We start from the raw sequence: 19,952 nt of genomic DNA, 5'->3' as shown, positions 1-19,952 counted from the left end.
GGGGTCGAAGAGCCGTTATGCCGGGCCCGCCTTGTATCCGACGCCGCGCACGGTCACGACGATCTCCGGATGCTCGGGGTCCTTCTCGATCTTCGCGCGGAGCCGCTGGACGTGGACGTTGACCAGCCGCGTGTCGGCGGCATGCCGGTAGCCCCACACCTGTTCGAGCAGCACCTCGCGGGTGAACACCTGACGCGGCTTGCGGGCCAGCGCGACCAGCAGGTCGAACTCCAGCGGCGTCAGCGGGATGTGCCGGTCGCCCCGCTTCACCGAGTGGCCCGCCACGTCGATCGAGATGTCACCGATCTGGAGCAGCTCCGGCGTCGGGTCGTCGGTGCGACGCAGCCGGGCGCGCACCCGCGCGACCAGTTCCTTCGGCTTGAACGGCTTGACGATGTAGTCGTCGGCGCCGGATTCGAGGCCGAGGACGACGTCGACCGTGTCGCTCTTGGCGGTCAGCATCACGATCGGCACGCCGGACTCGGCGCGGATCTGACGGCACACGTCGATCCCGTCGATGCCGGGGAGCATCAGGTCCAGCAGCACGAGGTCGGGCCGGGTCTCCCGGAACGCCTCGAGCGCCTTGTCACCGTCGTGCACGAACGATGGCTCGAAGCCTTCGCCGCGGAGCACGATGCCGAGCATCTCGGCCAGAGCCAGGTCGTCATCGACGACCAGCACGCGTCCCTTCATGACCCCTCATCGTCGCGTTTGGGGAGGCGGTCGCCCAGGGCTGCCAGGCTACCTTCGTTTACCTGCGCGATGACCCCACGCTCGGTGACGATGGCATTCACCAGTTCGCCCGGAGTCACATCGAACGCCGGATTGTAGACAGGACTCCCGAGCGGCGCTGCGGGTTGACCGGCGATCGTAGTGACTTCCACCGGATCGCGCTGTTCGATCGGAATATCGCTCCCGGACCGTGCCTCAAGATCAACGGTACTCGTCGGCGCGACGACCACGAACGGCACACCGTGGTGGTGCGCGAGCACCGCCAGGGCGTACGTCCCGATCTTGTTGGCCACACTTCCGTCCCGCGCGATGCGGTCGGCCCCCACCACGACCAGGTCGACCTCGCCGGCGGCGAAGAGCGAGGCCGCCGCGCCGTCCGGCAGCACGGTGTACGGCAGCCCGTGGCGTCCGGCCTCGTAGGCCGTGAGCCGGGCCCCCTGCAGCAGGGGGCGGGTCTCGTCGACCCACAGCATCTTGAGCCGGCCCGCGCGGTGCGCCGCGACCACGACCGCCAGGGCCGTACCGTCGCCGCCCGCGGCGAGGGCCCCGGTGTTGCAGTGCGTCAGGATCCGGCCACCTTCGGGCACCAGCGTCAGCCCGTACGCCGCCATCCGGGCGGATGCCTCCGCCTCCTCGGCCGCGATGGCGTGCGCCTCGGACACCGCCGAACGCCCCTCCTCGTACGCCTGGAGCACGCGTTCGGCGCCCCGGGCGAGGTTCACCGCGGTGGGCCGGGCGCCGGCGAGCGCCCGCGCGGCCGCCGGGACGTCCTGGCCGAGCGCGGCGGCCAGCGCGACGGCGTACCCCCCGGCGATGCCGAGCAACGGGGCGCCGCGGACGGCGAGACTCTTGATCGCCGCGACGACGGCGGGAACATCGCGGCAGACCAGAACGACCTCCTCACGCGGAAGCCGCGTCTGGTCGAGTAGAGCGAGCGCGGGCCCCTCGGGCGGCTCGCACCACCGCAGCACATCCACGCCCCCAGTTTGCCCCCATTGGGCGCGTACGGTCGCCGGATCACGCGGATCCCCGCGACCGATCACTCCGGTCCCCGCCACATGGCAGGATTGACCGGGTAATCGGCGGGTGGGGAGCTGGCATGGCGGATTCAGGGGCCTGGGCGACACCCGGCTCCGCTCTGCCCGAAAGCACCCGGTCCGAGGCCGCGCCGCCGGAGCCCGCCGTCGCCGCCGACGACACTCTCGAGACGGAGATCCCGCTGCGCCCTCTCGGCGTCTCGGAGCTCCTCGACGGAGCGATCACCTACGTTCGGCGCAACCCACGGGCCACGCTCGGCCTGTCGGCGATCCTCACGGCGATCGTCCAGGTGATCGTCACGGCCGTGCAGTACATCGTGCTCGGCGGGCGAATCCAGGCCGACGTCCGGACGCCCGTGGAGGTCACCCGCACCCTCGGCCTCGCGTCGGTCACCTCCCTCGTCTCGCTGTTCCTCACCGCGTACGTCGTGCTCCTGCTCAGCGGGCTCCTCGCGCCGGTCATGGGGCGTACGCTGCTGGGCCGCGCCACCCCGTTCGGCCAGGCCTGGCAGGCCACGCGGTCGAGCCGGGCACGCCTCATCGGCACCGCGGCGGCCGTCCTGGCGATCGTGCTGCTCGCCGTGGCGCTGCCCCTCGCCCCGCTCGTCGCGGCGATCGCCGCCCACGCCCCCGACGCCGTCCAGGCCCTCACGGCGATCTTCGGGGTTCCGCTCGCACTGGTGCTGATGGTGACCGGCTACGTCTGGTTCGCCTTCGCCACCCCCGCCGCCGTCCTCGAGCGCCGGGGCGTCCGCGCCGCCCTCCGCCGGTCGACCGAGCTCGTACGCGGCCGCTGGTGGCGGATGATGGGCTCGCTCACCCTGGCGCTCGTCATCACGCTGTTCGTCGAGTTCCTCGTGCTCCCGGTGCCGTTCGCGGTCGCCCAGGAGATCATGCTGGCCTTCGACAAGTCGCCGCACGGCTGGATGCTCGTGGCCGTCATCGCCGTCGGCGCGGTGGGCCGCGTCATCGCCGGCACGCTCGTCAACCCGTTCAACGCGGGAGTGATCGCACTGATGTACGCCGACCGGCGCATGCGGCGGGAGGCCTTCGACCTGGAGCTCCAGATGGAGCCGCCGGCCGACCCGCTCGCCGCCTGGCTGCCCGGTCCGCTCACCGCGGCCGGGTCGGGTCCCCAGCCGAAGATGCCGCGCCAGGTCCTCGTCGCGCCTCGGCCCGGCCAAGGCTTCGGGACGCCCCCGCCTCCGACCGGCCAGGCCTACGGGACGCCGCAGCCGCCGCCCGCGCCGCAGATGCCGCCCGGACCCTCCGAGCCGCCCCGGCCGCCGACGCCGCCGCCTCCTCCGGGGTGGCGCCGATGATCCCGCTGCTCTCGTACGGAGGCGGTCCGCCGATCGCCCGTGACCCGGCGCGCGAGCTGGCCCGCCGCGAGCTCCAGAAGCCGGTCTACCACCAGGACGATCCCTCGTTCGTCGAGCGCATCTTCAACAAGATCAGCGACTGGCTCAACGAGCTCTACCACAGCCTGACCGGCGTCGGAGGTGGCGGAGGCGGCGGCTGGCTCGGCTTCGTCGTCCTGTTCGCCCTGCTCGTCGTGGTGGTCGCCGCCGTCTGGTGGCGAATCGGCAGCGTGCGCCGCAACGCCGCCGGGCCGAAGCCTCTGCTCGGTCCCGGCACCGCCACCGCCGAGGACCATCGGGCCACCGCCGAGCGCCACGCCGCCGCCGGCGAGTGGCCGGAGGCGATCCGCGAGCGTCTCCGCGCGATCGCCCGCGACCTCGAAGAACGCGCGATCGTCCCGCCCCGGCCCGGCCGTACCGCCGACGAGCTGGCGGCCGAGGCCGGCGAAGCGCTGCCTGATCACGCCGACGCCCTCGCCGCGGGCGTGCGGCTGTTCGACGACGTCTGGTATGGCGGGCGGCAGGGCGACGCGGACGGCTACGGGCGGCTCGTCGAGCTCGACACCCGGCTGCGCGACGCGCGCCCGGTTCCGCTCGGTGGCGTCTCATGACGGCCCTGCAGGCTCCACCGGCCGCCGAGCCGGCCAGCGCCGGGCAGGTGGCGCGGCACCGCTGGCGGCGGTCCCGGGGCATCCTCGTCGCGGTGCTCGCCCTGGTCATCCTGGGCGTGCTCATCGCCCTCATGCGCCCGCGGACCGGTTCGGAGCTCCTCGATCCGGAATCCCCCGGGCAGCAGGGCTCCCAGGCCCTCGCGGAGATCACCCGGCGGCACGGCACGCCCGTCACTGTCGTCCGCAACGCGTCCGCCGCCGCCGAGCGGCTGCGGGCCCAGCCGGACGCCGTCCTCGTCGTGGTCCGCTCCGAGCGCCTGGTGGCCGCCGACCTGACCACTCTGCGCGACGCGCCCGGTGACCGGCTCCTCGTCACCCCGACCAGCGAGACGCTCAAGGCCCTGGCCCCGGGCGTCGACGCGAAGAGCACGGCCTGGGGCACGCCCGAGCCCGGCTGCACCCTGCCCGCCGCGGCCTACGCGGGCAGCGTCGACTTCCTCGGGGCGACCACCTACACCGCGCCGGACCAGGCCACGAAGTGCTACTCCGACGACCAGGGGGCGGGCCTCGTGCAGCTCCCCGTGAACGGCGCGACGGTCACCGTGCTCGGCGCGACCCGGCCGCTCACGAACGAGCACCTCGACGAGCACGGCAACGCCGCACTCGCCATGAACCTGATCGAGACCCGGTCGAACGCCGTCTGGCTGATCCCGAACCTGCCCTCGCCGGGCAGCGGCGGGCAAAAGTCGTTCACCGAGCTGGTCCCGTTCGGGGTCAAGCTGGCCGTGCTGCAGATCGTCATCGCCGTCGTCCTCGTGGCGCTGTGGCGGGCCCGGCGCCTCGGCCCGATCGTGGTCGAGCCGCTCCCGGTCATCGTGCGCTCCGCCGAGGCCGTCGAGGGCCGCGCCCGGCTGTACCGCTCGCGGCGGGCCGCCGACCGGGCCGCGGAGGCGCTGCGCGCCGGCGCCCTCGAACGCCTCACGGGCCTGCTCGGCATGCCGCGCAGCGCGGCGTCCGATCCCGGCATGGCCGCCGAGATCGTCGCGGCGATCGCGGCGCACACCGGGCGAGAGCAGGCGGAGGTCGGCGCCGCCCTGTACGGTCCTCCCCCAGTGGACGACGCCGGGCTCGTATGGCTCGCCGGCGTCCTCGACGACCTGGAAAGGTTGGTTCGCAACTCTTGACGGAAATTCCACACGACATCGGGGGCGAGGACGCCCGTACGGCGCTGACCGCACTGCGCGGAGAGGTCGCCAAGGCGGTCGTCGGCCAGGACTCCGTCGTGACCGGCCTGGTCATCGCCCTGCTGTGCCGAGGCCACGTCCTGCTCGAGGGCGTTCCGGGCGTCGCCAAGACCCTGCTGGTCCGGACCCTCGCCCAGGCGCTGAAGCTGGATTTCAAGCGCGTGCAGTTCACCCCCGACCTGATGCCGGGTGACGTCACGGGTTCGCTGATCTACGACAACCGCACCTCGGAGTTCGAGTTCCGGGAGGGGCCGGTCTTCACGAACCTCCTGCTCGCCGACGAGATCAACCGGACGCCGCCCAAGACCCAGGCGTCCCTGCTCGAGTCGATGGAAGAGCGGCAGGTGTCGGTCGAGGGCGAGCCCCGCCCGCTGCCCGACCCCTTCGTCGTCTGCGCCACGCAGAACCCCGTCGAGTACGAGGGCACCTACCCGCTGCCGGAAGCCCAGCTCGACCGGTTCCTGGTGAAGCTCAACGTCCCGGTGCCCTCCCGCGACGACGAGATCGCGGTGCTGCAGCGCCACGCGTCCGGCTTCGACCCGCGCGACCTCGGCGCGGCCGGCGTCACCCCGGTCGCCGGCCCGGCCGACCTGGCCGCCGGCCGCGACGCCGTACGCCGGGTCCACGTCGACCCGAAGGTCAGCGGGTACATCGTCGACCTGTGCCGGGCCACCCGGCAGTCCCCGTCCCTGCAGCTGGGGGTGTCGCCGCGTGGCGCCACGGCGCTGCTGGCGACGTCCCGCGCGTGGGCGTGGCTGTCCGGCCGCGACTACGTACGGCCCGACGACGTGAAGGCCCTCGCCCGGCCCACCCTCCGGCACCGCGTGCAGCTGCGGCCCGAGGCGGAGCTGGAAGGCGCGACGACGGACGGCGTGCTCGAGGGCATCCTCACCACCGTCCCCGCTCCTCGATGAGCGGGAGCCGGGCATGGCGCTGACCGGGCGCACGGGGCTGCTGGCCGTCCTCGGCGCGGTCGTCCTCGTGCTCGTGCCGAGCTGGTGGACGCTGCTCGCCGTCAACGGCGTGCTGGTCGCGCTCGTCGCCGCCGACCTGACGCTGGCGGGAAATGTACGGCGCCTGCGCCTGCACCGCGCGGGCGGCACCAACGTGCGCCTCGGCGAGGAGACCACCGTCGCCCTGATCGTCGAGAACCCCGGCCCCCGGCGGCTCCGGGGCCGGCTGCGCGACGCCTGGCCGCCCAGTGCCGGCGCGTCGCCTCGTACGGTCAATGTGGCGATCCCGCCGGGTGAGCGCCGCCGTGTCGAGACCCGCCTCGTCCCCACCCGCCGAGGCGACCGCTCGGCCGTCGCGGTCACCGTGCGGTCGTACGGCCCCCTGGGGCTGGCCGCCCGCCAGCTGAACCGGCGCGCGCCGTGGACGGTCCGGGTCCTGCCCGCGTTCCCCTCCCGCCGCCACCTGCCCGCCAAACTGGCGCGGCTGCGGGAGCTCACCGGCCAGCACGTCGCGCTGATCCGCGGCCAGGGCACCGAGTTCGACTCCCTGCGGGAGTACGTCGACGGCGACGACGTCCGCTCGATCGACTGGCGGGCGACCGCGCGCCGCAGCGACGTCGTCGTCCGCACCTGGCGGCCCGAACGGGACCGGCGGATCTACCTCGTGCTCGACACCGGCCGGACCGCCGCCGGGCGCGTGGGCGACATCCCCCGCCTCGACTGCTCCATGGACGCCGCGCTGCTGCTCGGCGCGCTGGCCTCCCGGGCCGGGGACCGCGTCGACCTGCTCGCGTACGACCGGAGGGTCCGCGCCCGGGTCGAGGGCGCCGCCCGCACCGAGGTGCTGACCGCGATGGTGCGCGCCATGGCGCCGCTGGAGCCGGAGCTGATCGAGGCCGACGCGGCGGGCATGGTCTCGGCGCTGCTCTCCCGCGTCCGGCAGCGGTGCCTCGTAGTGCTGCTGACCGACCTCAACGCCACCGCGGTCGAGGAGGGCCTGCTGCCGCTGCTGCCCCAGCTGACCGCCAAGCACCTCGTCCTGGTCGCGGCGGTGAGCGATCCGCGGGTGACGGAGATGGCGACGGCCCGCGGCGACGCTGCGGCCGTCTACGACGCCGCCGCGGCCGAACGCGCCCGCGCCGAACGCCGCCGCGTCACCACCGAGCTCCGCAAGTACGGCGTCGAGGTCGTCGACGCTCCCCCGGACGAGATCGCCCCCGCCCTCGCCGACGCCTACCTCTCCCTCAAGGCCGCCGGCCGCCTCTGACCCGACCCCACCGGACACCGGTCAATGAGCTCCCGCGTAGCCGGCGGGGGCTCGGGTCGACGGGGATCCCGGCCGACTCCAGAACGTCCAAGACCTCCTGCGCGTGCCGCGTCCAGAAGTAGTAGTCGCCGTCGACACAGCGCAGACCGACACCAGGGCCGCCGAGGATGACCGGCGCGATCGGGAAGGCCTCCCGGCGATCCGCGATCGGTCAGGCGGCGATCGGGGCGGCGTCGGGGACCAGCTCCGCGTCGCCGATCTCGCCTTCCTCGGCGCCGCGGCGGCCGAAGACGATGACGTACGTCAGGAAGGCGGTCTCGGCGACGACGCCGATGGCGATGCGCAGCCAGGTGACGTGCACGTGGCCGGTGACGAAGCCCTCGATCGCGCCGGAGACGGCGAGCACGCCGATCAGGCCGATCGCGACGCTCATCGCCGCCCGGCCCTCCTCGGCGAGGGCCTGCCCTCTCCGGCGGGGCCCCGGGTCGATGATCGTCCAGCCGAGCCGCAGGCCCGCGGCCGACGCGAGGTACACCGCCGTCAGCTCCAGCAGCCCGTGCGGCAGGATCAGGCCGAAGAAGATCGCTCCCTTGCCGTGGGCGAACATCAGCCCGGCGGAGACGCCGAGGTTGAGCTGGTTGCCCCACAGCACGAGGACGGTCGGGATGCCGAGCAGGATCCCGAAGATCAGTGCCTGCGCGGAGACCCAGGCGTTGTTGACCCACACCTGGAACGCGAACGCCCCGGCGGCGTGATCGGTGTAGTAGTTGGCGAAGTCGTGGTCGACCAGCTGCTTGATCTGTTCCGGGGACAGCAGCGACGTCTGCACCTGCGGGTTACGGGCGACCCAGATGGCGAGCACCAGCGAAACGATGTTGGACAGCACCGCCGATCCGAGCCACCACCAGCGCATCCGGTAGGCCGTCACCGGGAACGACACGGTGAGGAAGCGAGCGGCGTCTCGCCACATCGGCGCCTGCGCGCCCGTCACCGCTGCCCGGCCCCGCGCGACCAGGCTCGACAGCCGGCCGACCAGCGCGGGCTCCGGCGAACTGGAGCGCACCACCGACAGGTGGGTGGCCGCCCGCTGATAGAGCTCGACCAGCTCGTCGATCTCCGCGCCGCTCAGCTTGCGCGTGCCACGGTTGACGAGCTGCTCGAGGCGCCGCCATTCGGCGTTGTGCGCGGCTACGAAGGCGTCGACGTCCACAACCCGGCAGACTACCGTTCACGGGAGTCCTCCCGGCTTGACCGAACCGCCCGACTGGAAGGGGCAGCGTGCCCGAACTCGTCACCGGTGAGGCCGTCGCGCTCGATATCCGGGTGGCGCGGCTGGCCAGCCGCGCGCTCGCCCTGTTCATCGACGTGCTGCTGCAGCTCATGGTGCTCTACTTCTGCATGATCTTCGTGGGGCTGTCGGCACGCGTGTCGGACTCGGCGGTCACGATCGGCCTGGCGCTCGTGATGGTCGTCGGCGTGCTGGTCGGCTATCCGACGATCACCGAGACGCTCACCCGCGGCCGTACGCTCGGCAAGCTCGCCCTGGGACTGCGGGTGGTCGCCGACGACGGCGGCCCGGAGCGCTTCCGTCAGGCCCTGGTACGGGCGCTGGCCGGGTTCCTGGAGTTCTGGACGCTGTTCGGCTCTCCGGCGCTCATCGCGTCTCTCGTGAGCCCGCGCGGGAAACGGCTCGGCGACATCTTCGCGGGCACGATCGTCATCCAGGACCGGGTGCCGGTGAACGTCATGCTGGGCCCGGTCGCGATCATGCCGCCGCCGCTCGCCCCCTGGGCGCACTCCCTGGAGCTGTCCCGGCTGCCGGACGGCATCGCCATGGCCGCACGGCAGTACCTCACGCGGTTCTGGGAGCTCGCCCCGCGCGTCCGCGACGAGATGGGGCGGCGGCTCACCGACGAGGTCCTCACCTACATCAGCCCGCCACCGCCGTCGGGTCACCGGCCTGAGATCGTCCTGTCGGCCGTGCTCGCCGAACGCCGCCACCGAGAGGAACGCCGGCTCGCCGAGCGTGCCGCCCGGCGAGCCGCGATCGCCCGGCGCGGTATGCCGCTCGCGGTCAGTGTCCCGCCCGGTTTCGCACAGCCGGCGGTGATCCCGATGGGCGGCCCGCCGCCGCCACCGCCGCCGTCGTACGGCGGCGGTCCCACGCCCGTACCGGAGTGGCTCGGCGGTGCTCCGGGCGCCACGAACCCGCCGACGTTCCTCCCGCCCACGCGCTGAGTTTCGGGGCGATGGTCAGCAGCCCTTGAAGTGGGCGTCCGCCGACCAGCCGGTGTTGGCCCAGGCCCGCGGTGACGCAGGAGTGAAGCCGGGGAACCGCTTCGCCAGCTCGGTGAGCAGCCAGTCGGTGAACCGAGCGGCACCCTGCGGGCAGGTGTGGATGCCGTCGGTGCTGCGGTCGGCCTTGCCGTCCTTGACCCGCTGGTAGGTGCTGCCCCACACCGCGCCGGCGTCGAGCACGTCGGCCCGGCCCGAGGAACCCGCCGCGACGGTTCGGGCGGTGCGCGGGGCGCGGCGCAGGTCGGCCATGTGCGGCTTGTAGAAGTCGTCGGGCCTGATCGGTGGCGCGGTGACGAAGATCAGTTTCGCGTCGGCCCCCGTCACCGTGGTCAGCAGCTTGTCGTAGGCGGCCCGCTGCGCCTGCGGGCTGCCCCAGTCATAGGTGGTGAGCTGGTAGACGACCACGGTGGGTTCGGCGGAGGTGATCTGCTCGGGCAGCTTCTTCCAGTTCTTGTCGGAGAACGGCCCGACGACGTTCCCGCCGCCGTCGGCGGCGATCGACTGGAACCCGGCGCGGCTCGCCTTGAACGCGGCGGCCAGGGGCAGCGCCTCGCCCGCCGCGATGGAGTCGCCGAGGAAGAGCACCTTGGACAGCCCCGGTCCGGAGGAGCTCCGGGTCGGGGATGCGTCGGTCGCGGTGGACCGGCCGGAACAGGCGGCGGTCAGCAGAAGCAGCCCGGTCAGGCCGAGAACGATGCTTCGTGTCTTGGTCATGGCCTCGACGGTGCCGCCGCCGTGTCCCGGTGCCTCCGCCGCCGTGTCGCGGTTGTGTCGCAGAGGACCGCCGCCACCGTCGAGCCGGCCCGGGATTGTCCATACTCGACGGGTGGCGGCGATTCTGCTCATCGAGGACGATCCCCTGGTCCGGCGCGGGTTCCAGCTCGCGCTTCGCAGACATGGCCACGACGTCCGCACGGCGGACACCGGCGAGGACGGGCTGCGTGAGTTCCGCACGTCCGCGCCGGACCTGGTGGTGCTCGACCTGATGCTGCCGGGCATCGACGGATTCGAGGTGTGCCGCCGCATCCGGGCGGCCAGTGAGGTGCCCGTGATCATCCTCACCGCGCGTGGCGAGGACTTCGATGTCGTCGGCGGCCTGGAGGCCGGTGCCGACGACTACGTCGTCAAGCCGGCACAGCCCACCGTGCTCGACGCGCGGATCCGCGCGGTGCTGCGCCGCAGCACCGGCGCCCCCGACGGCCTACGAGTGCACCGCGATCTTCGCGTCGACACCACGGCGCTGACAGTGTCGTTGCACGGCGAACCGGTGACGCTGACTCCGACCGAGCTGCGGCTGCTGCTGACCCTGTCCCGGGCTCCCGGCCGGGTGTTCAGCCGGCAGCAGTTGCTGGAGGAGGTGTGGGAGCACGACTACCTCGGTGACTCCCGCCTGGTCGACAACTGCGTGCAGCGGCTGCGGGCGAAGATCGAGGCCGATCCGGCGAAGCCGGAGTACGTGCAGACCGTGCGCGGGTTCGGCTACCGGTTCGGCCCGGTATGACCAGGCGGCTGTGGCCGCGTGGGCTGCGCGCCCGGCTGCTGGTCGCCTTCGTGCTGGTGACCGTGCTCGGTGCCGCCGCGGCGGCCTGGTCGAGCGCCGGATCGGCGAGCACCGCGCTGGTCAGATCGACTCAGCAGCGGCTCACCGGGACCATCGCCGAACAGATCGGCGCGATCACCCCCCAGCTGACCTATCCGCCGGACCAGGGCGCGCTCGACCGGCTGCGTGCGGCCGTCGGTGTGAACACGCTGGTGACCTACCGGAACCTGCGATCCGTGGACGGCACCGGCACCGATCTGGTCACCGACGCGCTGCGCACCGCCGTGCGCACCCAGAACCGGCTCGTCACGCAGCGGATCACCGCCAATGGCAGGCCTTGGCTCCTGGTCGGCACCCGCATCCTGATCACCAAGCCAGACGGTGCACGCGTCCCGTCCGGTATCGAGGTGTACTCCGTGCGCGACCTCACCGGTGTCGAGCAGCAGGTCGACGGCCTGACCAGGTCCGCGGCCGGCACCGCCGCGTTGGCGCTGCCGCTGGCGGTACTGCTGGCGCTGTTGGCCGCGCGCAGCGTGCTGCGGCCGGTGCGCGAACTCCGCGACACCGCGCGCCGGTTGGCCGCCGGCGACCTCGACGCCCGGTCGCCGCCCCAGGGCGCCGACGAGTTGGCCGAGCTGACCGTCACCATGAACGAGATGGCGGAGTCGGTGCAGACGTCGATGGCGGCGATGCGGCGGATGCAGGCCGACGCCAGGAGGTTCGCCGCAGACGTCTCCCACGAGCTGCGCACCCCGCTGAGCACGCTGACGGCGGTGGTGGAGGTCCTGGCCACCGCGGCCGACGGGATGGCGGCGGACGCCCGCGAGTCCGCGCAGCTGGCGATCACCGAGACCCACCGGCTGGTCCGGCTGGTGGAGGACCTCATGGAGGTGTCTCGCTTCGACGCCGGTACCGCCCGACTGCGGGTGGAGGAGGTCGACGTGGCCGGCGCCGTACGGGACTGCCTGCGCGCCCGGAGCTGGCTGGACCGGGTCGAACTGGTGGCACCGGAGGAGATCCTCATGCGGCTGGACCGGCGCCGGCTGGACGTCATCGTGGCCAACCTGGTCGGCAACGCGCTACGGCACGGTGAACCGCTGGTGCGCGTCCACGTCTCGGCGGCCCGCGAGCAGGTGCGGGTCGAGGTCACCGACAGCGGACCGGGCCTGCCCGAGCACGTGTTGCCGCACGTGTTCGATCGCTTCTACAAGGCCGACGCCGCTCGTGCCCGCACCCCGGGCAGTGGCCTCGGGCTGGCGATCGCGCTGGAGAACGCCCGCCTGCACGGCGGCGACCTCACCGCGGGCAACGCCGGCGGTCGCGGTGCCCGGTTCGTACTGCGGCTGCCGCGAAACCTGGAGGACCTGTGAAGCGGATCTGGTGGGCGGCAGTGGTTCTGCTGCTCGCGGGCTGCGGCGTCCAGCCATCCGGGGTGACCGACGCGGGTCAGGCACCGACGGGCGTGGCCCCCGGGATGACGCTGTACTTCGTCGACGCGCACCAGCGACTCCGGCCCCAGCTACGCCCGAGCGGTCACCTCGGCACGATCTCCGAGGCGATGTCGTGGCTGCTGGCCGGGCCCGGCGGCTCGAACCTGCACACGGGGATCGCATCGAACTCGACGACACAGGTCGTGGTGACCACCACGCCCGGCGTGATCCGGCTGAGGGTGCCGCTGGCCATCTACGAGGTGACGCCGCTGGGCATCGACCAGATCGTCTGCACCGCACTGGGCGTCAACGTGCAGAGCGGCGGATCCAGGACCATGAAGGTGCAGGTCATCTTCACGACGGCCACCTCGGAGTCGGCCAAGCAGCGCACCTGCCCGCTGATCAGATGATCCGCTGATCCGGCGATCCGGCGATCAGGTGATCAGGTGATCAGGTGATCAGCCCAGCTTGGTGATGTCGATGGTGGTCGGAGCCGGGGCGGGCAGCGCCTGCCACAACACGGCCAGCCCGACCATGAGTACCGCGAACGCGAGCACCCCGCTCCGCCCCCGGGCCCACGTGGCGCGGAATCGAATCGGGTCCTCGACCAGATATTTCGACAGGGCTGCCAGGCCGATCGACACGGCGCACGCCGCGGCCGTCCGGATCCAGCCGTGTTGTGCGGAGAGCAGCACGAAGACGGGCCAGTGCCACAGGTACAGGCTGTAGGAGATCAGCCCCAGCCACCTCAGTGGCCGCCGAGCGAGGATTCCGGCGACCAGCGCGTGCGGCGCCTGCGCACACAGCCCGATCAGCACCGCGGCGGCCAGTGAGTGCGCGAAGAGCCCGCCGGTGTACAGCCAGGGCGAGTTCACCCCGTCGACGAGCAACCACGCCGCGCCGATTCCGACCACCAGCGACGCCGACACGGCACCTGCCCATCGGCCGGCCGTACGGGCCAGCACGGCACGCACCGGCCGAGTGGCGACCAGAGCGCCCAGCAACAGCGAGAACGCCCGAGTGTCGGTACCGGTGTAGACCCGGCTGGGGTCCGCAGAGCCGGCGAACGTGATCATCAACACCAGTGAGACGGCCGAGGCCAGGCCCGCGGTCGCCGCGACCCGGCGATCCACCCGCCGCCCACCCCGGGCGATGACCAGCAGGAGCACCGGCCACACCAGGTAGAACTGCTCCTCGACCGCGATGCTCCACAGGTGCTCGAACACCCGGGCCGGCCCGAATCGGTCCCAGTAGCCGGCCGACTCCGCGAGCAGATGCCAGTTGACGAGGTTCAGCTGCACCCACGGGCCGTCCGAGAGCGTCGCCCGCACCATGTCCGGCGGTCCCACCGCCCACACCAGCACGGTGACACCGCCGAGCATGGTCGCCAGCGCGGGCAGCAGCCGACGGATCCGCCGACCCCAGAAGGCGACCAGCGCCACGCCACCGGTCGCCTCGATCTCCCGCAGCAGCAGATCGGTGATGAGGTAACCGGAAAGGGCGAAGAACAGGTCCACGCCCAGGAACCCTCCGGACAGGTGACCGGTGTGGAACAGCAGCACCCCGAGGATCGCGGCACCTCGCAACCCGTCCAACGCGGGCACATGCGGCTTGCGCCCGGTGGTCGTCCGAGCGGCCTTGGTCGGCTGAACTTGTGTCATGGCGCCGACTGTGCCGAGCCCGTGTCGGGGTGCCGTCCACGTCAAGTCGCAGTCTTGTCGCAGCCGGCGGGTCCGCTACCGAGCGCTTCTGCCTCGGGGCGGGCTTCAGCGCACGGTCACGCGGACCGACGGAGACGGCCCGTAGATCTCGGCGTGCCGATGGCCCAGGCCGACGCCAACGGCGCGGAAGGCATACCGGCCGCGCTCGAGCGGGCTGGTGTCGAGCCGGAAGTCGGCGGTCCAGCCGTCGGCGTGGTACGGCATGACACACTTGCCCATCCGCCGCCAGTGCTGCTGAGGCCCCCGGACCTCGAGGCAGTACCGCGCCTTCCGCAGCCCGGAGTCATCACCGACCACCCCCGCGAAGCGCAGGGCCTGACCTGAGTGGATCACTTTGTGCGCCACGTTGAGGGTCACGTTGGACTTCGCCATCGCGGAGCCCCCCGACGCCACGACCAGCCCGCCGCTCAGGAGACCCACGACCCCGGCGCCGACAACCGCATGCTTCATGATCCATATGACATCGGACATGCCCCGAAGGTTGTCAGAGTTTCTTAGAAAAAATTCGGCGGATTCTCAAGATTGACTAGTTCGATACCGGGAGCCGCCACGACGACGTCCCCGGCCAAGTGGATCTCTGATAGCTCGCCGGTCTCCAGGTCGGTGATCTCGTAACGGTCGACCGGGACGCGTTCGCCGTCGGCGTCGTGCCAGGCGGTCTCGGCGAGGGACCAGCGCTGCGGCACCGTACGGACCGCGAGGGACGGGGCGGTCACGAGCAGGATCCGCACGTCGACGCGCTCCCCCTCGGCCAGGCGCAGCGACCGGGCCACCGCGACGAGCAGGCCCGGCGACTCGCCGAGGAAGCCGGTGGCGCGCGCGGTGTGCTCCCGCCCGGCGGTCACCCACAGCAGCTCCGCGCCGACGGCGCCTCCCCGCAGCACGTGCTCACCGGCGGTCACCTGGAGCCTGGCGGGCCGCCAGAGGCTGTCGGCGACCAGTTCGACCGTGCCGCCGTCGGACCGCTCGGCGGAGTAGCGCCAGCCGCCGCCATCCGGAGCGCAGGCGAACCGCTCCTCGACGTCGGTCTCGTGCAGGTACGTTCCGTGCGGCATGATCTGAATCTAGTGTCGCGGGCCGGCCGCTACCGGACCGGGAGACCCGTTCGGGGTGCTCACGGCCCTTCTGAAAACCTGCCGGTCCCCGCGGACCACAGCAGTCGCGGATGAGGTCTGCGACTCGGCTGAGAAAGCGGGGTGAACCGCCCCGGCGTCGGGGCCCTTCCCCATGCCCATCCGCATGGCCGGACGTCCTTCCGAAGAGCGAACCTCTGATGATGGACGTCCGTCAAAGCGGGTCAGGAGCAGCTACGCACCTGGAGGGTTCATGTTCCCGCTTGTTCGCACGCGCCGGCTTGCCTTCGCCGCCGTCGCCGCCGTCGGGGTCGGCGCGTTCGGGAGCATTGCCCTGCTGGCCGCGCACGTCTTCGACAACGGCGACAACGGGGATCCGGATCCTCAAGCGGACAGCACGATCGCAGTCTGCTCGGACGTGCCGATCCACGCGTGGTACACCGTGAACATCGGGACCGAGACCCGACCTGACAACAGGAAGGTCGACGGCGGGCTGGAGGCCACCGGTCACGGCCTGGGCCCGTTCGACAAGGACGGGCGCCGGCGCTGCGTGGAGCTCGGGTCGGCTTTCGGGTCCCGGGTGGACTTCAAAACGCCAGGTCTGAACGACGGGCAGCCGTTCTCGGTGACCGCGCTGGCCGATCACCAGCATTTTCTCGTCGTCCGCTTCACCAAAAAAGCCGATCATACGGTCATCGGCACCCAGGAACCGGTCGGTGTGCCCGCGTCCTACGTTCCATGATCGAAGAAACACGGCCTAGTCGATCGTGTGACCGCCGTTGACGGTGATGCGTTCTCCGGTGATGAAGGCGGCCGCGTCGGAGGCGAGGAAGGAGACCGTGGCGGCGACGTCGTCGGCCGTGCCCATCCGGCCGAGGGGAACATCGGCCCGGTAGGCGCTCAAGTCGTCGGCGGAGGCGCCGGCGTGCCGCTCGACCGGGATCCAGCCGGGCGCCACGAGGTTCACGGTGATGCCGGACGGGCCCAGCTCCCGCGCCCAGGAGCGGGTCAGTCCGATCTGGGCGCCCTTGGCCGCGACGTATGCGGACATGCCGGGCAGCGCGCGTTCGAAGATGTCGGAGCCGATCTGGATGACCCGGCCACCTCCCCCGGCCTTCATCCCAGGGAGGACGGCCTGCAACAGCAACGTGGGGCTCTTGACGAAGAACCGCAGCTGGTCAAGGTGCGCCTCCCAGGTCAGATCCTCCACTGCGACCGTCGGCTGCGGGCCCGTCGCGTTGACCACCAGGACGGTGATCGTGCCGAGCCGGTCGGTCACCTTCGCGACCAGATCGGCCACCGCGGCCTCGTCGGTGATGTCGGCGGCGAACGCCTCGGCGCGGCCGCCCGCGGCGCGAATGTCCTCGACCACCAGGCGGGCCTGGTCGGCCCCGGAGCGGAATCCGACGGCCACGGCCAAGCCGTCGGCGGCCAGCCGCCGCACGATGACCGCGCCCAGTCCGCGGGACGCTCCGGTGACGAGCGCGACGCCCTCTTCCACAGCCATAGGATTCCCTTCCGTCACGGTCCGTTCAGGAGCCCTGGCGCCAGGAGGACAGGTACTCCTCCTGCGTGGGCGTGAGTGCGTCGATCTCGACGTCCATGGAGGCGAGCTTCAGGCGGGCGACCTCGGTGTCGATCGCCTTGGGCACGTCGTACACGCCGGGGGCGAGCTCCTGGCCGACGATCCACTCGCAGGTGAGGGCCTGGTCGGCGAAGGACATGTCCATGACGGCCGCCGGGTGTCCCTCCGCCGCCGCGAGGTTGACGAGACGTCCCTCGGCGAGCAGGACGAGCCTGCGGCCGTCGGCGAGGACGTATTCGTCGGCCTGGGGGCGTACGTCCCGCTTGATGTCCACGGCGAGCTCGGCCAGCGCCCGTACGTCGATCTCGACGTCGAAGTGGCCGGAGTTGGCGAGGATCGCACCGTCCTTCATCCGGGCGAGGTGCTCGGCGCGGATGACGTCCCGGTTGCCGGTGACGGTGATGAAGACGTCGCCGTGCTCGGCGGCCTGTTCCATCGTCTGGACGCGGTAGCCCTGCAGAACGGCGTCCAGCGCCTTGACCGGGTCGATCTCGGTGACGACGACCCGTCCGCCCATGCCGCGGGCGCGTTCGGCCAGACCACGGCCGCAGTACCCGAACCCGGCGATGACGATCGTCTTGCCGGCCAGCAGCGTGTTGGTGGCGCGGACGATCCCGTCGAGCGTCGACTGGCCGGTGCCGTACCGGTTGTCGAACATGTGCTTGGTGTCGGTGTCGTTGACCGCGACCATGGGGAAGCGCAGCGCGTCCTCGCGGGCCATCTGGTGCAGCCGGATGACACCGGTGGTGGTCTCCTCGCAGCCGCCGCGTACGCCGTCGATCAGGTCGAGGCGTTCGGTGTGCAGGATGTTGACCAGGTCGCAGCCGTCGTCCAGGACGAGCTCGGGGCCGATCTCGAGGGCCTGGTGGATGTGCCGGTAGTAGCCCTCGCGGTCGACGCCCTGCCGGGCGAAGACGGCAGCGCCGTACTCCTGCACGAGCGCGGCGGCGGTGTCGTCCTGGGTGGACAGGGGGTTCGAGGCGGCGAGGGCCACCTGGGCGCCCCCGGTCTGGAGCGTGCGGATGAGGTTCGCGGTCTCGGTGGTGACGTGCATGCACGCCGCGACCCGCAGACCGTCCAGGGGGCGCTCGGCGGCGAACCGCTCCCGGATGCGCCGCAGCACGGGCATGGACCGGTCGGCCCACTCGATGCGCCGGACCCCGGACTCGGCGAGCCCGGGGTCCGCGATGTCGTACGTCACTACGTGGTTCGCCTTAGTAGCGGTAGTGGTCCGGCTTGTACGGGCCCTCGACGTCGACGCCGATGTACGCGGCCTGCTCCTTGGTGAGCTCGGTCAGCCTGACGCCGAGGGCGTGGAGGTGCAGGCGGGCGACCTTCTCGTCGAGGTGCTTGGGCAGGGTGTACACGCCGATCGGGTAGTTCTCGGTGCGGGTGAACAGCTCGATCTGCGCGATCACCTGGTTCGTGAAGGAGTTGGACATCACGAAGCTCGGGTGGCCGGTGGCGCAGCCGAGGTTCATCAGCCGGCCCTCGGCGAGCACGATGAGGGTCTTGCCGTCAGCGAAGGTCCAGGTGTGGACCTGCGGCTTGACCTCTTCCTTCTTGATGCCGGGGATCTTCGCCAGGCCGGCCATGTCGATCTCGTTGTCGAAGTGGCCGATGTTGGAGACGATCGCCTGGTGCTTCATCCGCTCCATGTGGTCGGCGCGGATGATGTTGAAGTTGCCGGTCGTCGTCACGAAGATGTCGGCGATCTCGACGACGTCCTCCAGGGTGGTGACCTGGAAGCCGTCCATCGCGGCCTGCAGCGCGCAGATCGGGTCGATCTCGGTGACGATGACGCGGGCGCCCTGGCCGCGCAGCGCGTCGGCGCAGCCCTTGCCGACGTCGCCGTAGCCGCAGACGACGGCGACCTTGCCGCCGATCAGCACGTCCGTGGCGCGGTTGAGGCCGTCGATGACGCTGTGGCGGCAGCCGTACTTGTTGTCGAACTTCGACTTGGTGACGGAGTCGTTGACGTTGATCGCCGGGAACAGCAGCCCGCCGTTCTTGTGCATCTCGTAGAGACGGTGCACGCCGGTGGTGGTCTCCTCGGTGACACCCTTGATGCGCTCGGCGATGGCGGTCCACCGGCCGGAGCCGTCGACCGTACGGTGGAGCAGGTCGAGGATGACCTTCCACTCCTCCGGGTCCTCCTCGGAGGCGGAGGGCACGGCGCCGGCCTTCTCGTACTCTGCGCCCTTGTGGACGAGCAGGGTCGCGTCGCCGCCGTCGTCGAGGATCATGTTCGGGCCGTCACCACCGGGCCAGGTGAGCGCCTGCTCGGTGCACCACCAGTACTCCTCCAGCGTCTCGCCCTTCCAGGCGAACACCGGAACGCCCTGCGGGTCGTCCAGGGTGCCGTCCCGGCCGACGACGACCGCGGCGGCCGCGTGGTCCTGGGTGGAGAAGATGTTGCAGCTCACCCAGCGGACCTCGGCGCCGAGCGCGACCAGCGTCTCGATCAGCACAGCGGTCTGGATCGTCATGTGCAGCGAGCCCATGATCTTCGCGCCGCGCAGCGGCTGAGCCTCGGCGTACTCCTTACGGACCGCCATGAGACCCGGCATCTCATGCTCGGCCAGTTGGATCTCCTTGCGGCCGAACGCCGCCAGCGAAAGGTCGGCGACCTTGTAGTCCATGGTTGATGCGCTCCCTGGGATTCGGTGTCACCGCGAGTCTAGGCGTGGCCGCGCAAGGATCGCACGGGCGAGGCGCGGTATCTGACACTGATTTGTCAGAATAGGCCCATGCGTATCACGGAGGCCGCCCAGCGGCTCGGCACGTCCCCCCGCATGCTCCGCTATCGCGAGACCCTCGGTCTCCTCCCGCCGACCCGGGAACGCCAGGGCCATCGCCGGTTCGGCGACGCCGAGCTGCGGGCCGTCGCGCTGGCCCTGGCCCTGGAGAAGAGGTACGACATCAGCCCGGCGGAGCTGGCGTTCGGGTTGCGCGTGCTGGCCGATCCGGAGGTACGGGCGGACGTCCGGGAGCTCGGCGAGCGCGTCGGACGGGTGTCGGCGCCTCCGGCGCGGGCGCTGGACTTCGAGAAGGAGAAGGCGCTGCGGCTCCTGCGCGGCCGGCCATGAGCCCGGGAGGT

At 71.7% G+C, this 19,952-nt stretch carries 21 protein-coding genes; 11 read left to right on the top strand and 10 right to left on the bottom strand.

The annotated features are described in order from the left end of the window. Nucleotides 1-15 precede the first annotated feature (15 nt). Together mtrA and mtnA are read right to left on the bottom strand one after the other, a co-directional pair. A complete protein-coding gene (gene mtrA, locus AB0I04_RS40245) occupies nucleotides 16-693 on the bottom strand; it encodes an MtrAB system response regulator MtrA (protein ID WP_345440511.1) in 678 nt (225 codons plus the stop codon). Then, nucleotides 690-1,709, bottom strand: a complete 1,020-nt coding sequence (mtnA, locus tag AB0I04_RS40240; protein ID WP_360897328.1) for an S-methyl-5-thioribose-1-phosphate isomerase — start codon at nucleotides 1,707-1,709, stop codon at nucleotides 690-692. Before mtnA ends, mtrA begins: the two co-directional genes overlap by 4 nt. Nucleotides 1,710-1,831: 122 nt before the next feature. Between mtnA and AB0I04_RS40235 the strand changes: the two genes are divergently transcribed. The 5 genes from AB0I04_RS40235 to AB0I04_RS40215 are packed head-to-tail and all read left to right on the top strand — an operon-like array spanning nucleotide 1,832 to nucleotide 7,205. Beyond that, nucleotides 1,832-3,091: a hypothetical protein gene (locus AB0I04_RS40235; RefSeq protein WP_360897326.1), complete on the top strand. Its 1,260-nt coding sequence runs from the start codon at nucleotides 1,832-1,834 to the stop codon at nucleotides 3,089-3,091. Continuing rightward, complete coding sequence (locus AB0I04_RS40230; RefSeq protein WP_360897324.1) at nucleotides 3,088-3,741, top strand: DUF4129 domain-containing protein; 654 nt, start codon at nucleotides 3,088-3,090, stop codon at nucleotides 3,739-3,741. Before AB0I04_RS40235 ends, AB0I04_RS40230 begins: the two co-directional genes overlap by 4 nt. Continuing rightward, on the top strand, nucleotides 3,738-4,925 hold the full coding sequence (locus AB0I04_RS40225) for a DUF4350 domain-containing protein (protein ID WP_360897322.1): 1,188 nt from the start codon (nucleotides 3,738-3,740) through the stop codon (nucleotides 4,923-4,925). Before AB0I04_RS40230 ends, AB0I04_RS40225 begins: the two co-directional genes overlap by 4 nt. Then, entirely contained in the window at nucleotides 4,922-5,899 is a 978-nt protein-coding gene (locus tag AB0I04_RS40220; RefSeq protein WP_360897320.1) for a MoxR family ATPase, read from the top strand. Before AB0I04_RS40225 ends, AB0I04_RS40220 begins: the two co-directional genes overlap by 4 nt. Before the next feature lie 13 nt (nucleotides 5,900-5,912). Continuing rightward, nucleotides 5,913-7,205, top strand: coding sequence for a DUF58 domain-containing protein (locus tag AB0I04_RS40215; RefSeq protein ID WP_360897318.1), 1,293 nt, complete (start codon nucleotides 5,913-5,915; stop codon nucleotides 7,203-7,205). Nucleotides 7,206-7,416: 211 nt separating this feature from the next. Here AB0I04_RS40215 and AB0I04_RS40210 read toward each other — a convergent pair whose 3' ends face one another. Beyond that, on the bottom strand, nucleotides 7,417-8,415 hold the full coding sequence (locus AB0I04_RS40210; protein ID WP_360897316.1) for a stage II sporulation protein M: 999 nt from the start codon (nucleotides 8,413-8,415) through the stop codon (nucleotides 7,417-7,419). 68 nt (nucleotides 8,416-8,483) lie between these two features. Here AB0I04_RS40210 and AB0I04_RS40205 point away from each other — a divergent pair, with 68 nt between their 5' ends. Continuing rightward, entirely contained in the window at nucleotides 8,484-9,443 is a 960-nt protein-coding gene (locus AB0I04_RS40205) for an RDD family protein (protein WP_360897314.1), read from the top strand. Between the two features lie 15 nt (nucleotides 9,444-9,458). On the opposite strand, the gene AB0I04_RS40200 is transcribed toward AB0I04_RS40205, so the two are convergent. After that, nucleotides 9,459-10,217 carry an SGNH/GDSL hydrolase family protein gene (locus AB0I04_RS40200; RefSeq protein WP_360897312.1) on the bottom strand — a complete coding sequence of 253 codons (759 nt, stop codon included), beginning with the start codon at nucleotides 10,215-10,217 and terminating at the stop codon, nucleotides 9,459-9,461. 112 nt (nucleotides 10,218-10,329) lie between these two features. Between AB0I04_RS40200 and AB0I04_RS40195 the strand changes: the two genes are divergently transcribed. From AB0I04_RS40195 to AB0I04_RS40185, 3 genes are read left to right on the top strand one after another with little or no spacing between them, the layout of a single operon-like run. Next, nucleotides 10,330-11,004: a response regulator transcription factor gene (locus tag AB0I04_RS40195; protein WP_360897310.1), complete on the top strand. Its 675-nt coding sequence runs from the start codon at nucleotides 10,330-10,332 to the stop codon at nucleotides 11,002-11,004. Beyond that, nucleotides 11,001-12,413, top strand: a complete 1,413-nt coding sequence (locus tag AB0I04_RS40190) for a HAMP domain-containing sensor histidine kinase (RefSeq protein ID WP_360897308.1) — start codon at nucleotides 11,001-11,003, stop codon at nucleotides 12,411-12,413. Before AB0I04_RS40195 ends, AB0I04_RS40190 begins: the two co-directional genes overlap by 4 nt. After that, a complete protein-coding gene (locus AB0I04_RS40185; RefSeq protein ID WP_360897306.1) occupies nucleotides 12,410-12,883 on the top strand; it encodes a hypothetical protein in 474 nt (157 codons plus the stop codon). Before AB0I04_RS40190 ends, AB0I04_RS40185 begins: the two co-directional genes overlap by 4 nt. A 48-nt stretch (nucleotides 12,884-12,931) precedes the next feature. Here the strand turns inward: AB0I04_RS40185 and AB0I04_RS40180 are convergent, their stop codons facing one another. From AB0I04_RS40180 to AB0I04_RS40170, 3 genes are all read right to left on the bottom strand, one after another. Next, complete coding sequence (locus AB0I04_RS40180; RefSeq protein ID WP_360897304.1) at nucleotides 12,932-14,134, bottom strand: acyltransferase; 1,203 nt, start codon at nucleotides 14,132-14,134, stop codon at nucleotides 12,932-12,934. A 105-nt stretch (nucleotides 14,135-14,239) separates the two neighbouring features. Continuing rightward, nucleotides 14,240-14,644 carry a hypothetical protein gene (locus AB0I04_RS40175; RefSeq protein ID WP_360897302.1) on the bottom strand — a complete coding sequence of 135 codons (405 nt, stop codon included), beginning with the start codon at nucleotides 14,642-14,644 and terminating at the stop codon, nucleotides 14,240-14,242. Between the two features lie 44 nt (nucleotides 14,645-14,688). Then, nucleotides 14,689-15,249 carry a hypothetical protein gene (locus AB0I04_RS40170; RefSeq protein WP_360897300.1) on the bottom strand — a complete coding sequence of 187 codons (561 nt, stop codon included), beginning with the start codon at nucleotides 15,247-15,249 and terminating at the stop codon, nucleotides 14,689-14,691. Between the two features lie 184 nt (nucleotides 15,250-15,433). On the opposite strand from AB0I04_RS40170, the gene AB0I04_RS40165 reads away from it, so the two are divergent. Continuing rightward, nucleotides 15,434-16,009, top strand: a complete 576-nt coding sequence (locus AB0I04_RS40165) for a hypothetical protein (RefSeq protein WP_360897298.1) — start codon at nucleotides 15,434-15,436, stop codon at nucleotides 16,007-16,009. A gap of 15 nt (nucleotides 16,010-16,024) precedes the next feature. Here AB0I04_RS40165 and AB0I04_RS40160 read toward each other — a convergent pair whose 3' ends face one another. The 3 genes from AB0I04_RS40160 to ahcY (AB0I04_RS40150) are packed head-to-tail and all read right to left on the bottom strand — an operon-like array spanning nucleotide 16,025 to nucleotide 19,494. After that, nucleotides 16,025-16,774: an SDR family oxidoreductase gene (locus AB0I04_RS40160; protein ID WP_360897296.1), complete on the bottom strand. Its 750-nt coding sequence runs from the start codon at nucleotides 16,772-16,774 to the stop codon at nucleotides 16,025-16,027. 25 nt (nucleotides 16,775-16,799) lie between these two features. Continuing rightward, complete coding sequence (gene ahcY / locus AB0I04_RS40155) at nucleotides 16,800-18,053, bottom strand: adenosylhomocysteinase (protein WP_360897294.1); 1,254 nt, start codon at nucleotides 18,051-18,053, stop codon at nucleotides 16,800-16,802. 13 nt (nucleotides 18,054-18,066) lie between these two features. Next, entirely contained in the window at nucleotides 18,067-19,494 is a 1,428-nt protein-coding gene (gene ahcY / locus AB0I04_RS40150) for an adenosylhomocysteinase (RefSeq protein ID WP_360897292.1), read from the bottom strand. Between the two features lie 108 nt (nucleotides 19,495-19,602). Here ahcY (AB0I04_RS40150) and AB0I04_RS40145 point away from each other — a divergent pair, with 108 nt between their 5' ends. Continuing rightward, complete coding sequence (locus tag AB0I04_RS40145) at nucleotides 19,603-19,941, top strand: MerR family DNA-binding transcriptional regulator (protein WP_360897290.1); 339 nt, start codon at nucleotides 19,603-19,605, stop codon at nucleotides 19,939-19,941. The last annotated feature ends 11 nt before the right edge of the window (nucleotides 19,942-19,952 follow it).

The sequence above is a fragment of the Actinoallomurus sp. NPDC050550 genome (assembly GCF_040655075.1).
Taxonomy (GTDB): Bacteria; Actinomycetota; Actinomycetes; order Streptosporangiales; family Streptosporangiaceae; genus Actinoallomurus.
The sequence above is the reverse complement of the archived record's forward strand: the minus strand, read 5'-3'. Positions and strand labels throughout refer to the sequence as shown.

What these genes read in the sequence shown, in the direction of transcription:
- mtrA (WP_345440511.1), bottom strand. Translation starts at nt 693, where the DNA reads ATGAAGGGACGCGTGCTGGTCGTCGATGACGACCTGGCTCTGGCCGAG.
- AB0I04_RS40235 (WP_360897326.1), top strand. Translation starts at nt 1,832, where the DNA reads ATGGCGGATTCAGGGGCCTGGGCGACACCCGGCTCCGCTCTGCCCGAA.
- AB0I04_RS40230 (WP_360897324.1), top strand. Translation starts at nt 3,088, where the DNA reads ATGATCCCGCTGCTCTCGTACGGAGGCGGTCCGCCGATCGCCCGTGAC.
- AB0I04_RS40225 (WP_360897322.1), top strand. Translation starts at nt 3,738, where the DNA reads ATGACGGCCCTGCAGGCTCCACCGGCCGCCGAGCCGGCCAGCGCCGGG.
- AB0I04_RS40215 (WP_360897318.1), top strand. Translation starts at nt 5,913, where the DNA reads ATGGCGCTGACCGGGCGCACGGGGCTGCTGGCCGTCCTCGGCGCGGTC.
- AB0I04_RS40200 (WP_360897312.1), bottom strand. Translation starts at nt 10,217, where the DNA reads ATGACCAAGACACGAAGCATCGTTCTCGGCCTGACCGGGCTGCTTCTG.
- AB0I04_RS40190 (WP_360897308.1), top strand. Translation starts at nt 11,001, where the DNA reads ATGACCAGGCGGCTGTGGCCGCGTGGGCTGCGCGCCCGGCTGCTGGTC.
- AB0I04_RS40180 (WP_360897304.1), bottom strand. Translation starts at nt 14,134, where the DNA reads ATGACACAAGTTCAGCCGACCAAGGCCGCTCGGACGACCACCGGGCGC.
- AB0I04_RS40175 (WP_360897302.1), bottom strand. Translation starts at nt 14,644, where the DNA reads ATGAAGCATGCGGTTGTCGGCGCCGGGGTCGTGGGTCTCCTGAGCGGC.
- AB0I04_RS40170 (WP_360897300.1), bottom strand. Translation starts at nt 15,249, where the DNA reads ATGCCGCACGGAACGTACCTGCACGAGACCGACGTCGAGGAGCGGTTC.
- AB0I04_RS40165 (WP_360897298.1), top strand. Translation starts at nt 15,434, where the DNA reads ATGGCCGGACGTCCTTCCGAAGAGCGAACCTCTGATGATGGACGTCCG.
- AB0I04_RS40160 (WP_360897296.1), bottom strand. Translation starts at nt 16,774, where the DNA reads ATGGCTGTGGAAGAGGGCGTCGCGCTCGTCACCGGAGCGTCCCGCGGA.
- ahcY (WP_360897292.1), bottom strand. Translation starts at nt 19,494, where the DNA reads ATGGACTACAAGGTCGCCGACCTTTCGCTGGCGGCGTTCGGCCGCAAG.
- AB0I04_RS40145 (WP_360897290.1), top strand. Translation starts at nt 19,603, where the DNA reads ATGCGTATCACGGAGGCCGCCCAGCGGCTCGGCACGTCCCCCCGCATG.